We start from the raw sequence: 16,035 nt of genomic DNA on the forward strand, positions 1-16,035 counted from the left end.
ACAACTGAGGTACTCTGAGAATATGACTTAGAGTACCTCAATATATGTCCGAGAAACCATAGTTTTCCCGAAACGTTCATCAATACTTACATTCTTTGATTACCTCTATCAACTTGCTGAAATCCTCCGGATACACATCTCCGATATTGCCAATACGGAATATGTCCGCCTGCGAAATCTTGCCGGGATAAATCACGAATCCCCTTTCCTTGAGCTGTGCATAGAACGATTTAAAATCAAAATCCGCATTCGGATAAAGGAAAGAAGTTATGACGGGAGACTGTATAGCGTCAGGCAACAGAGTCTTGAAGCCGAGTGAGCGCATACCATCTACCAATACCTCATGATTTTTACAGTATCTTTGATGACGTGCCTCTACCCCTCCTTCTTCAGCCAATTCATCCATAGCCTGTTTAAAGGCTCTCACCACATGGGTAGGCGATGTGAAACGCCACTTTCCATGTCCTTTTTCCATCGTTTCCCACTGATCGTAAATATCGAGCGAAAGAGATTTGGAAACACCCTTGCAGCGCATCAGTTCCGACTTGCGGGCGATGATAAAACCGAATCCCGGTACACCCTGAATACATTTATTGGCGCTGCTGATAAGAAAATCAATACCCAGTTCCTCTACATCCAAAGGCACTCCGCCAAAGCTGCTCATAGCATCTACAATCAGCTTCTTTCCGTGCATCTTTACGATGTGGGCTATCTCCTTCAACGGGTTCAGCACGCCGGTAGTGGTTTCGCAATGTACCACCGATACATGCGTAATCTCCGCATTATGTGCCAGATAATCGTCTACATAGCTGACGGACACCTGCTCCGTTTCGTCAAAGGCCAGCATATCATAGTTGATACCGTGATACTCAGCGATATTTCCCATACGGTCACCATAAGCTCCATTGCTCAAAATCAGCAGTTTATCACCCGGCTTAACGGTACTTCCTATAACGGCTTCCACACAATAGGTTCCACTGCCTTGCAGAAGAACGGAAGTATATTCATCGGTTTGCTTTGTAGCGAGTGCAACGAGGGATTTGCGTATTTCCTCTACGATATGCACATTATAATCCGCATCCCATGTACACCAATCTGTGAGCATGGCTTCTTTTACGGTTTCGGAAGTAGTAAGAGGTCCGGGAGTCAATAAAATGTAAGGTCTCATATTCTTGATAGTTTAAAGTTATTAATATTATCTATTACGGCAGGAAGTTCTTCAATGGAGTCTACTGTATAATGAGCTCCGGCAGCCAGCATACGGTTGCGGACATCCTGTTTGCGGAGCTCCAGTTCGGTAGCAGACAAAGCATTCACTTCATCCAGGGTAAGACCCAGTTCGTTACTGCCAAGCACTACGCCCACCGTCCACACTTTGGCATTCACTCCTTCTTTGATGTCGGCAATCGTGTCGCCTACCTTCACAACACAGTCCACCGAAGGAACGGCAAGTTCCGTCATATTCTTATAAATCATATAAGGAGCAGGCCGTCCTGCGGGAAGTCCGTCGGGCGTGACACAATTATCAACCACATATCCGCGGGCTGCGGCAGCCGGCAACACTACATCCATCATCGCACGGGTATAGCCGGTAGTGGAGCCTATCTTAATTCCTTGTGCACGCAATCCCGATATCGTTTCAACCACACCGGGAATAGGTGTTGTATAATCTTCCAGAGAGGCAAACAACACACGCTGAAAGTCTGCATAGCGCGCCAATATATCTTCCTCGGCATACGGGCGTCCGTATTTCTCCTGAAACTCGTTTCTTACGCGGTCTATATTGAACAAAGCGCGTATTTCCTCTACTTTGGTCAGTCCCATGTGGGCACGCGTTTCAGCTGCCGTTACCGGAGTGCCTATCACATTAAAACTCTCAATGAAAGCGGCAACCGGAGCGAAACAGCCGTAATCGACTGCCGTACCTGCCCAATCCATAATAATACATTCAATTTTCTTCATAATTTATATCTTTGAGTTATTTCCCTATCCGTTTATTTTGCCATATCCGGAAGAAGTTCCAATGCAACACGCTTACCGGATAAACCACCCGCCGGGTGGGGAGTATCGAGTTCTTCACCGGAAACTTCCGCATATTTCTCACGACGATAACGCTGTATCAGATAAACTGCCGAACCTATAAAAGCTACACTGCATGCTATACCCACATAACCGGACATCAGATTGTAAAAGTCCAGCCAGTTGACAGCAGGATTAAAGAACTCCTTGAATATCAGCACCACCACTGTACCCGTATAACCGATGAAATCCAGTGTAATAATGAAAAAGCCCACATTCCCTTTTATCTTGAAACAAGCGATGAAACGCTCGAAAAAGAGTGTCTGGAAACTAAGGTAGACCGTGTAGAGCGACAAGCTTTGAAGGAACAGCCATGTCATGGGCTGCAATTGCAAGGCAGAATAATTGAAAGCCAGAAAACTCAACGTAGCCGTACCGCAAGTGACCAGCCCCAACAGCATACACAACACCTTTATGTTGCTCCGTACTGCGGACATCAGCCCGAACATACACAGAATTATCAATGTAACCGTTGCATCCACCTTGGCAAACGCCCATGACGAGAGTCCCGCCGCATCGACATCGAGTATCTTCACCAGAAAATCTTCCTTGATATCCTGCAATACCGTAACGAACAGATTGGCAAAGAACAACATTACCAGCACAGGCATAAAGTTCTTGAACAGACTTAAACGTGCCTTACTGTCCAGGGCAACCCTTTCCGTGCGCAGTTCTTTATCTGCTTGCGTGGGTTGCGGCATCCGTGTCATCAGCCATCCCAGAAACGACAACAGCGGAAAAGCAAACGCACCGATGAAAGCGGGCATCCAGAATTCACTGATATGCAAATTATCCATCACAAAAAGTCCAATCGACTTTGCGGTCCCCGAACTGATAGCGATGCTCAACCCCATAAGACTTGCCAGTAAATCCGTGACACGACGCCCTTCCAGAAAACTGAAAATCACTCCCCACATACACCCTAAGGAAAGCCCGTTGAAAAACAGGGCAAATACATTGAACGGTTGCGGAAGCGCTCCGAAAAGTACAAGGGAAAGTTCGGCAACCGCCACTGACAGGATAATGAACTTCAAGCGGTTTTCCTTCTTCAACTCGGAAATGACCTTGATACCTATCAGCTTGGAAATAAAATAGCCGGATATCTGTACAATGCTGGTTGCAGTCTTATAGTCCATACCGAAAAAATCGAGTCCGTCAAACGTAGCCGCTGTAAATGGTTTACGCAATGCATACACCAAAGAATAAGAGAGCAAAGCAGCTCCACCCGCCCAAAGAATGAATAAGGCATCAGATAAATTCTTATTGGAAACTGTGAGTTCTTTTTTACCGATTATCGCATTCATGACATCTATCTTGTTTTTGATTCCGGCAGCAAAAGTAAGGCGGTATTTTAACAGCAAAAATGAATTCCCATTATTAATAATATTCATGAAATCAACATTTTATAATGTAACATTAATGCAATATTAATGTAATGAAAGCATAACATCCCACGGCTTTCTTTGCAGACATTTTGAATAAAGAGCCATTATATCACAACGACATGAACGAACTGCCTGAAATATACAGACGCATTGAATACCTGCGCAACAAAGGTGTAAAGATGAAAGAGATAGCCGACCATACCAATATGGCGGCAAGTGTACTGTCCTCGCTCTACTCAAGCGTATTGCCTACCTATATCGGGTGCATTAAAAAAGGGAATAATGAAGAAGAAGCATTGGACTACGCCCTGTCGCAAGTGAACAATGTATCGAAAAAACACCTTCTCGGCAATCTGAAAGAGTTAAAAGAACAGTTGTATGCATTGGAGCCTGCGGTTGCCACCGGACAGAAAGAAAATCCGTTTCTGGACATGCTGTCGGAAGAGATGCTCCGTTCCGTACAAGACGCATATAACTACAGCGGCATATACATCAGTTACAGCCTTTCCTCTTCGACCAATGCCCTGAAAGTAGAGCCTTATCTTATCACAACATCCGAAAACAACGGCTATGTGAAAGTCGTACACATGAGCGCCTACAATACCACCCATTTCGGAACAGGTATTTTCAGCAACCACCAGAACTCCTACATCATATTCAATGAACGGGAGTCACCGCAAATGGCACTGTTCACAATCTACCTGCAACTGCCTATGTACGATTTTCCGCATATGCTCAAAGGGCTTTACCTCTGTCTCGACTACAACCGCAACCCGATAGCCCGAAGAATACTGTTCATCAAACACTCGGACAGCACCGGCATGGACGACTTCCTGGAACTGAAAGGCACTATCATCCCCAAAGAAGAGCTGACGGAAGAACAGATACCTTATTATAACTATACCTGCCAGCCGGGCGATTATATCAAAACCTGCTCCGTTCCTTCTCCTTTGTTCAACGAAAAAGATTTGGAAAGAGAAAAAAAGATGCTGGAAATCTGAGCATTGCCCGCAACAGAGCGACTTTGCAACCTGGTTGCATTCCCTATTATCTACCTTTGCATCAAAAACAAGAGATAATATGGAAAATAATAATTGTACATGTTGTTGTGCGCACGGTAACGCACAGCCAGACAAGCAACCGGAACACACCGGTTTCTTAAAGGAATACGGAAGAATCCTGCTTTCGGCCGCCCTGCTTTTCAGCGGAATCATCCTGAAAGCTACAGGTATGGGATTCTTTGCAGATGACACTGTTATGTTTGCCTGGTACCTGGCGGCATACCTGCCTGTAGGCCTGCCCGTACTGAAAGAGGCGTGGGAAAGCATCCTGCAAAAGGACATTTTCAGTGAATTCACACTGATGTCCATCGCTACATTAGGAGCTTTCTATATCAAGGAGTATCCGGAAGGCGTAGCCGTAATGCTGTTCTACTCACTGGGAGAGCTATTTCAGGAAAGGGCGGTGAGCAAGGCAAAGCGAAATATCAGCGCACTGATTGACGTACGTCCGGAAACGGCAACGGTCATCAAAGGCAATGAGACCGTTGTCACATCTCCCCGCCACGTACAGACGGGCGACATCATCGAAGTAAAAACCGGAGAACGTGTTCCGCTGGATGGAAAAATGCTGGATGAAGCTGCCGCCTTCAACACTTCCGCACTCACAGGCGAAAGCATACCGCGCACCATCCGTAAAGGCGGGGAAGTCCTTGCCGGAATGATTTCCACGGATAAGGTTATCAGGGTGGAAGTAACACGGCCTTTTGAGAAGAGCGCGCTCTCACGTATACTGGAACTGGTACAGAATGCGTCCGAACGTAAAGCACCGGCCGAACTGTTCATACGCAAGTTTGCCCGCGTCTATACGCCGATTGTAACCGGACTGGCGGCATTGATCGTGCTGCTCCCTTTCCTCTATTCACTGGTAAACGCGCAGTTTTCATTTATCTTTAACGACTGGATGTATCGGGCACTTGTATTTCTGGTTATCTCATGCCCCTGCGCCCTGGTAGTAAGCATTCCCTTGGGATATTTCGGTGGCATCGGTGCCGCATCCCGTCTGGGAATACTGTTTAAAGGCGGCAATTACTTAGATGCCATTGCCAGAATCAATACGGTGGTCTTCGACAAGACGGGCACGCTGACCAAAGGAACGTTTGAAGTACAGTCTTGTCATACCCCGCAAGGCATATCCGAAGAGAAGCTGCTTCAAATCATAGCTTCTGCGGAACAAAACAGTACACACCCCATAGCCAAAGCTATCACCGGGTATGCAAAGCAAAGACATATACTCTTGTCTCCGGCAACAGAAGTTACAGAAATTGCAGGTCGCGGACTCGAAGCAAGGATAGACGGACAGCGTGTCTTGGCAGGAAACACCCGCTTATTGTCCGAATATAAGGTGGAATACCCGCAGGAATTATCCGAAATCACCGATACGGTGGTAGTCTGCGCCATAGGTTCAGCCTACGCAGGTTATCTGCTGTTATCCGATACACTGAAAGACGATGCCTGTACAGCCATAGAAGAGCTGAAAGCTTTAAATATCAATAATATTCAGATATTATCGGGAGACAAGCAGGCAATTGTCACTAACTTTGCAGAGAAGTTAGGGGTGGCGCAAGCGTATGGCGACCTGCTGCCCGACGGTAAAGTAGAGCACATAGAGGAACTGAAACGAAACACTGCCAACCGGATAGCCTTTGTAGGCGACGGCATCAACGATGCTCCCGTCCTTGCCCTCAGCCATGTAGGTATCGCAATGGGCGGACTGGGCAGCGACGCAGCCATCGAGACTGCCGATGTCGTAATACAAACCGACCAGCCCTCAAAAGTAGCTACAGCCATTTGTGCCGGCAAGCAGACACGCCGGATTGTATGGCAGAACATTTCGCTGGCTTTCGGAGTTAAACTATTGGTACTGGCTTTAGGTGCCGGCGGACTGGCTACCCTGTGGGAAGCTGTCTTTGCAGATGTCGGCGTGGCTCTTATCGCCATAGTAAATGCCATCCGCGTACAGAAACTGATAAAATAGAAAGGGAAAAGCATATGAAAGAAAAGGATTATTTAGCCTTGTTGGCAAAGAGAGAGATACAGCCCACCGCCATACGCATATTAGTATTGCAGGCCATGCTCAAGGCAGGACGCTCCGTCTCTTTACTCGATTTGGAAAATATGCTGGATACGGTTGACAAATCCTCTATCTTCCGCACCATCACCCTTTTCCTTTCTCACCACCTGATACACAGCATCGATGACGGGACAGGTTCTTTTAAATATGCGGTATGCAGTGCAAGCTGCTCTTGCGAAGTCAACGACCTGCACACTCATTTTCATTGCGAGAGTTGCAACAAGACATTCTGCTTCCAGAATATCCCTACACCGGTAGTACAAGTACCGGAAGGATTTACGCTGAACAGCATCAATTATGTACTGAAAGGGCTTTGTCCGGAATGTGCGGCAAAAGATAAGCAGAAACAAAATTTCAAGACGCAGTGAAGAAAACAGTATACCTGTCGCTTATGAAGATTATATTATCTCCCTGCATTCTTTTGTAATCTAAAGTATTTTGCCTATCTTTGTAAGAATCAATATATTATATAATGAAAAATAGCAACGAAAATCAGATAATCCGTTTTGACTGGGCGATGAAACGTCTGCTCAGGAACAAGGCTAATTTCAGTGTCCTGGAAGGTCTGCTCACTACGTTATTGGGTGAAAAGATCATTATCCGGCGGCTTCTTGAGAGCGAAAGCAATCAGGAGGACGAGTATGACAAGTATAACCGCGTCGACATGCTTGCCGAGAATTCCAAAGGTGAGCTGGTATTGATAGAGGTACAGAACAATAATGAATACGCCTACTTCCAGCGTATGCTGTTCGGCACTTCCAAATTGGTGACCGAGTATATCAATAGAGGGGAAAGCTATGACAAGGTCCGCAAGGTCTATAGCGTTAATATCGTCTATTTCTCTCTGGGACATGAAACCGATTTCGTTTATCATGGAAAGACGGAGTTCAGAGGTATCCACACCAATGACCTTCTTGAACTCACCCCTTTCCAAAAGCAGACATTCAAGGTGGATGCGGTGAGCCAGTTATATCCCGAATATTATATCCTGAAAGTAAACGATTTCAATCAGGTAGCCAGGAGTCCTTTGGAAGAATGGATTTATTATTTGAATACCGGGGAGATACCTTCTACAGCTACAGCTCCCGGTCTGGAAGAGGCCCGTGAGAGGTTGAAACTGGACAGCATGACCAAGGATGAGCTTGCTGCGTATTACCGCCACTTGGATAATATTGTAATCCTTCGTGACAATATCAATACCGAACGTGAAGAAGGAAGAGCTGAAGGCAAAGCCGAAGGTAGGGCCGAGGGCAGAGCTGAGGGTAGAGCTGAAGGTAGGGCCGAAGGTATTGAAGAGGGGTTGAATAAAGGATTGGCAAAAGGTCATAAAGAAGGAGTAAAAGAAAGTGCCCGTAATTTGAAAAAATTAGGTGTGGCTATTGAGGTCATTTCACAAGCTACCGGATTATCTAAAGAAGAGATTGAAATATTATAAAACGTTTTTTGAAAAGAGAACGTATTTAAATACACAAAAAGTAAAGCCACTGAAAAACAGCGGCTTTACTTTTCAATTTGTGGAGCTGGAGGGAGTCTCTCGAACCTTTTTATAAAATATCATAATCTATCAAACATCAGATTATTAAATAGTTATATTTAGCTATCATCTATCTAAATATCTCTTAATATCATTGCATATCTCAATTATTGGGTGTACTTTTGGGTGTAACTTTTCAAATACACCCAGTTTATGAACATCAAGAGAAATATCATCTTCGCACTGGAAAACCGTAAAAAAGATGGCATTCCTATCACTCAAAATGTACCCATCCGTATGCGTGTCGTTTTTGCAAGCCAACGGATTGAGTTTACAACAGGCTATCGGATTGATATGGAGAAATGGGATGCAGACAAGCAACGGGTAAGAAACGGCTGTACCAATAAGCTGAAACAAAGCGCATCAGAAATCAACACCGAACTACTGCGTCAATACACCGAGATACAGAATGTGTTCAAGGAGTTCGAAGTACAAGACATAATGCCCACCCCTGCACAAATCAAAGAGGCTTTCAATCTAAAAATGAAAGGAGAAAAGGAAGAGAGCCATCATGAGAAAGAGGAAGTGAAATTAGACTTCATGAAACTCTTTGATGAGTTTGTTGCCGAATGCAGCAAACAAAATGACTGGTCATCCTCTACTCTAAAGAAGTTTGCAACAGTAAAAAAGCACATCGCAACTTTTGATCCGAACACGACATTTGAGAGCTGGACGGAAAGACACTTCAATGAGTATATAGATTACTTACGCAGTGATAAAGATATGCGCAACACTTCCATAGCCAAGCAAATCAAGTTCTTGAAATGGTTTTTACGTTGGACTAACCGAAAAGGGTATCATCAAAACACCGCTTATGACAAATTCATGCCCAAAATGAAAAGTGCACCGAAAAAAGTAATATTCCTTACCCGGAATGAATTGGACAAAATCAGAGCCTGCCAGATACCTGCTGCCAAACAATACCTTGAAAGAGTAAGGGATGTTTTATTATTTTGTTGCTTCACAGGTCTTCGGCATTCTGATGTGTATAACTTGAAACGCAGCGACGTGAAAGAGGAACACATAGAAATTACCACCATCAAAACGGCTGACAGCCTTATTATTGAGCTGAATGACCACAGCAAAGCTATTCTTGAAAAATATAAAGATATTCCTTTCCAAAACAATAAAGCATTGCCAGTGGTAAGTAATCAGAAGATGAACGAGTATTTGAAAGAGTTAGGAGAACTGGCAGAAATAGACGAACCTGTACGGGAAACCTACTACAAGGGAAATGAACGAATAGACGAAGTCACACCTAAATATGCCTTGTTGAGCACCCATACTGGCAGACGCACATTTATTTGTAATGCTTTGGCTCTGGGCATTCCGGTGCAAGTGGTCATGAAATGGACAGGGCATAGCGACTACAAAGCCATGAAACCTTACATTGACATAGCAGACGACATCAAAATTCAGGCAATGAACAAATTTAATCTCCTATAAACATGAATACGATAACAACCCTCATACCCCAATACGGAGAGCTGAACAGAATCAGCAAAGACTGGATTGTAAGCCATACTTTCTCTTTTGAAAAGCAGAAATTCATCGTTGATTTCTACTCGGAATGGAGCGATATAAAGGCTTTTGAACAAGCTATCCTTGAACTGGTGCTGCATACACCGCCAGAACCATGTACCCTGCTGCTGAAAAGTCTGAAAAAGGAAGTCAGAGAATACACACGGCTTTATGAAGCTTACAGCCTTCCCCATGATGAAGTGATTATGCGTGTATGCAACCAATACGCAGACAGCTACAAGGAAGCCATCAAGGAAGAGATGGAAGTGGTAAACAGGCTACGCAAACCGATGAACGAAGCCAACAACCGCTATGATACCATTGGCTACCGAGAGCATACACCCGAAGAAGAAAAGCTGGCGGAAAGAGAATATGAGCGTTGCAAGGCTGAATATGAAAGGGAGAAAGCCCAGCTGGACCATCTTTATGAGCAGCAAACCCTTCTCTGGAAAGAAGCCCGGCAATACATGAAAAACCGTTGCGACGACATCTACCTGCTTAGCTTACACTTCATGGGCATCCTGACCAAATATGTACCGGACGAAGAAAACCAACCGAACGAAGCAGACAGGCAGAGCCGTACAGACAGCCAGCCAGAAACAGAAACGGCAACCGCATCGGCTACAGCTACGACTGCCGGATTGCCTGAATATTTCAGCATGAAACTGATTTCCCTCATTCATGAAATTTGTGTAGGGGAACAGTTTGAAGACATTACCGCACCGGATTTCTATGCCTGCATGAATCTGCATCCCTGCCAGTGCGTACTGAAAATAAAGCCAAGGGAAAAGATACGGGTATGCTATCTGATTTCCCTGATGAAGGAGCAGTTGCCAGAGCAGGATAAGGACAAATGGAAGGAAGCCATCCTGAAACACCTGGATATTGATGAAGACTATTACAAGTCCAAGTACAGGGAACCCGTCTCCGATTTACCCAGTATTCCCAACCAAAAGTTCGCCAAGGAAATGGACGGAATATTCCGATAACCCGTGATATTCCAATATATTTTACGACATGACCACTTATACCACTCAAAATAATTTTTGAGTGGTATTTTTATTTCTTGATATTCAGCGATATAACAAAACAATCCGTTTATATCATCCACATACTTACCACTCAAAACCCTACCTAATTTTGCATCGTTCGAGAACAGAAAAAAACAGCCTGTGCGCAGGGCTATTGTCAAACAAGTAATCATACGGACGATGAACAATCTCAAAGAACTGTTAGTGAAACCCGTCTGGCAGATGACAGGCGAAGAGTTCCTTTTTTTAAGCAGACACGCTTCGGTACAGGCAGAGGCGCAACCGCAGCCAACCACCGACACGGAAAGAAAGTACGTGTACGGCATACTCGGCATAGCCAAGCTTTTCGGATGCAGCCTGCCCACAGCCAACCGCATCAAGAAAAGCGGAAAGATAGACAAAGCCATTACCCAGATTGGACGCAAGATTATTGTGGATGCGGAACTGGCACTGGAACTGGCTGGAAAGAAAACCGGAGGACGCAGATAAAGGAGGTGATTATGGACTATATAAAAGAAATATCACCCGAACAAGCCGTTATCCTCTGGCAGGAATCCCGGCTAAGTCTGTCAAGATGCTACGAAAAAGCCCCCGAAATTCTGAAAGTACACGGCTCTGTCATCGGGACGCTGGGCAATTTCAGCGCATCCATCGGCAAAGCCAAGAGCAAGAAAACCTTCAATGTATCGGCTATCGTAGCCGCTGCATTGAAGAACAGTACCGTGTTACGATATGCGGCTGAACTGCCCGAGGAAAAGCGGAAAGTGCTTTATATAGATACGGAGCAAAGCCCCTACCACTGCCTGAAAGTGATGAAGCGGATTCTGCGGATGGCAGGATTGCCCGACGACAGGGACAGCGGTTATCTGGAGTTTCTCGCTTTGAGAAAATACACCCCGGAACAGCGCATCAGCATTGTAGAACAGGCTATCTACCACTCACCGGATATTGGGCTGGTCATCATAGACGGCATCCGGGATATGGTGTACGACATCAACAGCCCCGGTGAATCCACCCGCATCATATCCAAGCTGATGCAGTGGACGGACGACAGGCAGATTCATATCCATACGATACTGCATCAGAACAAGGGGGATGAGAACGCAAGAGGGCACATCGGTACGGAACTGAACAACAAGGCAGAAACAGTCCTGCTGGTGGAAAAGGACAAGGGGAACAGCGACATCAGCCATGTTTCCGCCATGCACATCCGGGCGATGGATTTCGAGCCTTTTGCATTCCGCATCAACGACCGAGCCCTGCCCGAACTTGCGGAAGGTTACAAGCCGGAAGTAAGGAAGCCGGGAAGACCCTCGGTGGAAAAGTTTGACCCTTACAAGGATATTTCAGAACCGCAGCACCGTGCCGCACTGGAAGCCGCTTTTGCACTGAAAGAGGAATACGGCTACAAGGAGCTGGAAGACACCTTAATCAAGACTTATCTGGCAGAGGGGGTTAGGCTGAATCACCAGAATGCAGTGGCACTTATCACCATGCTGCGCAACAAACGGATGATAGTACAGGAAAACGGCAGGAAGTATTCCTTCAAGCCCGATTACCACTATTAACCGGCTACATCGAAAATCACTTCACTTTATTCCCGTATCCTATATATACGACAATTTAGTGAAGTGATTTCAGAAACAGACTAATCGCTTCACTTTATTCCGGGGGGCTATATATTAGGAGTTTAGTGAAGTGATTGTACAGACCGCATAGTTTTAAGAGTTGCGGGCAAAAAAAGAAATAATCAAAGTACTCACTAAAAACGATTTCCTTATGAACATCGAGACTGCAAAACAAATCAATCTGGCTGACTACCTGCACAGCCTGGGTTATTCACCCGTCAAACAGCAGGGTATCAACCTCTGGTACAAATCTCCCTTGAGGGAAGAAACAGAGGCTTCCTTCAAAGTGAACACCGAACGCAACCAGTGGTACGACTTCGATGCGCCCATATAGGCTACACAATAAATATCTCTATGGCAAGAGATTAGGTTAGAGTTCAACAGACCTATCCTCAACGACTTAGCTGGAGGAGAAATCCAAAGGTGACAAAAGCATGTCGGTAAAGTCATTAGTCAGCTAAATACCAAGCTGCGACTGCATGGCGAGAGGAAAAGACAGACACAAGGATGAAGCCTGATTGGTTGAACGATAGTTCTGCTGCACACGTACCAGCCCCGACGAAAGGTATTTGATTCACGTCGGGCTGAAGCACCCCATGTAAACCGAAATTACAATGGAGCAGGAGCTGGCTTCAGAGCAACCACAATAAGTGGAATAGGAACGTAAGTCGCATCCGACAGTCTGCCGAGCCAAACAGTTATTGTGAAAGCAAATGGGGATTCCCTAAATCAGAATGCCGTAAGGCTATGGGCATAGGACCCTGAATATCTGACATGGGAACGGAGCTTCCGTAGTAGTCCGAGCAAGGGAAAGCCTTGTACATGGCGAAGGGAAGCAGTTAGATAACTTAATACAAATAATGGAAAATGTGTGAGACATTATGAGAAGTCCTGAGCAAGTATTAAAAGCTTTAAACAAGCATGGTAAAGTTTCGGATTACAAATTCGAAAGGCTGTACCGTATCTTATTCAATGAGGAGATGTTTCATGTTGCTTACCAGCGTATTTACGCCAAACCAGGCAATATGACACCCGGTACGGATGGGAAAACCATCAATCGGATGAGTCTTCAAAGAATAAACAAAGTCATTGCATCTTTGAGAGATGAGTCTTACAAGCCTAATCCGGCAAAAAGGATATACATACCCAAGAAAAACGGTAAGAAAAGACCGCTTGGAATTCCTTCCTTTGAGGACAAACTTGTACAGGAGGTGGTGCGCATGATTCTTGAAGCCGTCTATGAAGAGGTGTTTGCAAACACCTCACATGGATTCAGACCAAACAGAAGCTGCCATACCGCATTGACCCATATCCAAAAGACATTTACAGGTACAAAATGGTTTGTGGAAGGAGACATTAAAGGATTCTTCGACAACATAGACCACAATGTATTGATTGCAACTTTGCGGAAACGGATTGCCGATGATAGATTTCTAAGGCTTATCCGCAAGTTGTTGAATGCGGGATATATTGAAGACTGGAAGTTTCATAATACAAACAAGGGAACTCCACAAGGCGGTAATATCAGTCCTATACTGGCAAACATTTATCTTGATAATTTTGACAAGTATATGGAAGAATACGCCCTACGCTTCAATAAGGGAAAAGAAAGACACATCACCAAAGAATACAAGCAACTTAGCGATAAGATGCAACGCATCCTTAAAAGCATCAAGAACATACAGGATGCAGATGTCAGATTACAGCTTAGGGATGAGTATGAGAAACTGAGACGTGAAAGGCAAAAGATTGAGAGCAGAGACAGTATGGATGAAACATACAGAAGGCTTCGATACGTAAGATACGCAGATGATTTCCTCATTGGTGTTATCGGAAGCAAGGCAGAGTGCGTTAAAATCAAGTCGGACATTACCAAGTATATGGAAGAAAACCTCAAGCTGGAACTGTCACAGGAAAAGACATTGATAACAAACGCACAAAAGCCCGCGAAATTTCTTGGCTTCGATGTTTCAGTCCGTAAGTCTGATGCTATCAAGCGGGACAAGAACAATGTGCCAGCCCGTTATTACAACGGTAAGATAGTCCTAAAGGTCGCCATAGAAACGGTGCGGAACAAACTGGAAGAATACAGCGCCATCAGATACAAGGTAGAAAATGGCCGACAAGTTTGGTTTGCAAAGTTCAGAGGCAATCTTATGAAGAAGAAAATCGAGGACATAGTGGCGGCATATAACTCTGAAATCAGAGGGTTCTACAACTACTACTGCATTGCCAACAACGTGGCATACGCGCTCTCAAAGTTTGGATACATCATGGAGTACAGTATGTACCATACCATTGCAGGAAAAACCAATAGCACTGTAAGCAAAGTCATTGACAAATATAAGGTTGGGAATGACATTATAGTGCCATATCAGGATGCAAAAGGTAAATTACGGTACAGGAAATTCTATAATGAGGGATTCAAACGTAAACCACCAATGTACTATACGGAGGTAAACGACTTATCCTACACAATCGCAATTCCACAGCCGACACTTACTGAGCGATTGGATGCGAGAACATGTGAATTATGTGGAAAAGTCGGACCTGTAGTCATGCGTCATGTCAGAAAGCTAAATCAGCTTAAAGGAAAAACTGAATGCGACAGGCTGATGCTTGAAAAGCATAGGAAGACATTGGTTGTCTGTGAAAAGTGTTATGCCAAAATACACAGCCATGCTAAATAAAGTCATGTTATCAACGGAGAGCCGTATGCGTGGAGACATGCAAGTACGGTTTGGGGGCAGGTACGGGAAAACCTACTGCCGAAAGGCAGTAAGGCGTTCTGTACCGAGCCTACGTTTAGGGAAAGGGGGCGGTATCATTGAACTGGCTGCACACCTGTATGCTACCGACCATGTACCTTACCTGCTGGAGCGGATTGCGGAACAAACACCGCATGTACACCCGGTATCTTTCTCTTTTGGCAAGCAAGACTCTTTCGGTCCGAGCTTCCAGCAGCTGGAGATAGTACCGCTATCGTCTCCTGCCCTGCTTTCCTATTTACAAGGTAGAGGAATAAATCTGGAACTGGCAAAAAGAGAATGTAGTGAAGCCCGTTACACCCACAACGGCAAGCGTTACTTTGCCATCGCATTCCCTAACGGTTCGGGTGGGTTTGAGGTTCGTAACCCCTATTTCAAGGGCTGCATCGCCCCCAAGGAAATCTCCCACATCAGACAGGCGGGAAAAGCAAGGACTGCCTGCTATGTGTTCGAGGGTTTCATGGACTACCTTTCCTTTCTGACATTGAGACAGGAAAGCTGCCCGAATTATCCGGAATTGGACGGGCAGGACTACATTGTATTGAACTCCGTATCGAATATAAACAAGGCTCTCTATCCGTTGGGCAATTACGAACGCATCCACTGCTTTTTCGACAACGACCATGCAGGAATGGAAGCACTCCGGCAAATCCGCATGGAATACGGCAGAGACCGGTACATCCGGGACGCTTCGCAGATTTACAGCGGATGCAAGGACTTGAACGAATACTTACAGAAACAGATTGAAAGAAAAAGGCAGCTCCAGTCCGCCAAAGGGGTGCGCAGCCAATCACCGGAGAAGAAGAACGGCTTCCGGTTATAGCCCACTATAACTACACGCTCCGCTTTCGTAGTTGTGGGCTCTCCCGAGGGGATTAGGGCTTTGCCCTAATGACCCACTCAGGGCGTTTCACCCCTGAGAACCCCGAGCAAAGAGTGACCCTCTCTTTGCAATCT

General features: G+C 45.3%; 13 protein-coding genes and 1 pseudogene. 11 read left to right on the forward strand and 3 right to left on the reverse strand.

Going from position 1 to position 16,035, the window contains the following annotated elements; translation table 11 throughout:
- Nucleotides 1–79: 79 nt before the first annotated feature.
- Genes NQ565_RS15000 through NQ565_RS15010 form a run of 3 tightly spaced genes read right to left on the reverse strand, consistent with a single transcriptional unit; the run spans nt 80 to nt 3,470 of the window.
- Entirely contained in the window at nt 80–1,168 is a 1,089-nt protein-coding gene (locus tag NQ565_RS15000) for a 2-aminoethylphosphonate--pyruvate transaminase (protein WP_005654537.1), read from the reverse strand.
- Nucleotides 1,165–1,962, reverse strand: coding sequence for a phosphonoacetaldehyde hydrolase (gene phnX, locus NQ565_RS15005; RefSeq protein WP_005654535.1), 798 nt, complete (start codon nt 1,960–1,962; stop codon nt 1,165–1,167). The genes NQ565_RS15000 and phnX overlap by 4 nt, the downstream gene beginning before the upstream one ends.
- A 32-nt stretch (nt 1,963–1,994) precedes the next feature.
- The gene (locus NQ565_RS15010) at nt 1,995–3,470 is read right to left on the reverse strand and encodes a DUF5690 family protein (RefSeq protein ID WP_005654534.1); all 1,476 of its coding nucleotides are present in this window, start codon (nt 3,468–3,470) and stop codon (nt 1,995–1,997) included.
- A gap of 113 nt (nt 3,471–3,583) precedes the next feature.
- Here NQ565_RS15010 and NQ565_RS15015 point away from each other — a divergent pair, with 113 nt between their 5' ends.
- The 11 genes and pseudogenes from NQ565_RS15015 to NQ565_RS15065 all read left to right on the forward strand — a co-directional run bounded on the left by NQ565_RS15015 (nt 3,584) and on the right by NQ565_RS15065 (nt 15,901).
- Entirely contained in the window at nt 3,584–4,465 is an 882-nt protein-coding gene (locus tag NQ565_RS15015; RefSeq protein WP_005654531.1) for a hypothetical protein, read from the forward strand.
- 79 nt (nt 4,466–4,544) lie between these two features.
- Nucleotides 4,545–6,500 (forward strand): heavy metal translocating P-type ATPase, encoded by a 1,956-nt coding sequence (locus NQ565_RS15020; protein WP_005654529.1) that lies wholly within the window; start codon nt 4,545–4,547, stop codon nt 6,498–6,500.
- A 14-nt stretch (nt 6,501–6,514) separates the two neighbouring features.
- Nucleotides 6,515–6,964 (forward strand): Fur family transcriptional regulator, encoded by a 450-nt coding sequence (locus NQ565_RS15025; RefSeq protein ID WP_005654528.1) that lies wholly within the window; start codon nt 6,515–6,517, stop codon nt 6,962–6,964.
- A 104-nt stretch (nt 6,965–7,068) separates the two neighbouring features.
- A complete protein-coding gene (locus tag NQ565_RS15030; RefSeq protein ID WP_005654526.1) occupies nt 7,069–8,031 on the forward strand; it encodes an Rpn family recombination-promoting nuclease/putative transposase in 963 nt (320 codons plus the stop codon).
- 252 nt (nt 8,032–8,283) lie between these two features.
- The gene (locus NQ565_RS15035; protein ID WP_005654524.1) at nt 8,284–9,576 is read left to right on the forward strand and encodes a site-specific integrase; all 1,293 of its coding nucleotides are present in this window, start codon (nt 8,284–8,286) and stop codon (nt 9,574–9,576) included.
- A 2-nt stretch (nt 9,577–9,578) separates the two neighbouring features.
- Nucleotides 9,579–10,640 (forward strand): hypothetical protein, encoded by a 1,062-nt coding sequence (locus tag NQ565_RS15040; RefSeq protein ID WP_005654523.1) that lies wholly within the window; start codon nt 9,579–9,581, stop codon nt 10,638–10,640.
- 222 nt (nt 10,641–10,862) lie between these two features.
- Complete coding sequence (locus tag NQ565_RS15045) at nt 10,863–11,171, forward strand: DUF3853 family protein (protein ID WP_005654521.1); 309 nt, start codon at nt 10,863–10,865, stop codon at nt 11,169–11,171.
- Nucleotides 11,172–11,182: 11 nt separating this feature from the next.
- Nucleotides 11,183–12,250 (forward strand): AAA family ATPase, encoded by a 1,068-nt coding sequence (locus NQ565_RS15050; protein WP_005654519.1) that lies wholly within the window; start codon nt 11,183–11,185, stop codon nt 12,248–12,250.
- 211 nt (nt 12,251–12,461) lie between these two features.
- Nucleotides 12,462–12,629, forward strand: a pseudogene (locus tag NQ565_RS15055) (toprim domain-containing protein); the annotation flags it as partial.
- A 562-nt stretch (nt 12,630–13,191) separates the two neighbouring features.
- Complete coding sequence (locus tag NQ565_RS15060) at nt 13,192–15,000, forward strand: reverse transcriptase/maturase family protein (protein ID WP_004308094.1); 1,809 nt, start codon at nt 13,192–13,194, stop codon at nt 14,998–15,000.
- 4 nt (nt 15,001–15,004) lie between these two features.
- Nucleotides 15,005–15,901 carry a toprim domain-containing protein gene (locus NQ565_RS15065; protein WP_007478458.1) on the forward strand — a complete coding sequence of 299 codons (897 nt, stop codon included), beginning with the start codon at nt 15,005–15,007 and terminating at the stop codon, nt 15,899–15,901.
- The last annotated feature ends 134 nt before the right edge of the window (nt 15,902–16,035 follow it).

The organism is Bacteroides stercoris ATCC 43183 (genome assembly GCF_025147325.1).
Taxonomy (GTDB): domain Bacteria; phylum Bacteroidota; class Bacteroidia; order Bacteroidales; family Bacteroidaceae; genus Bacteroides; species Bacteroides stercoris.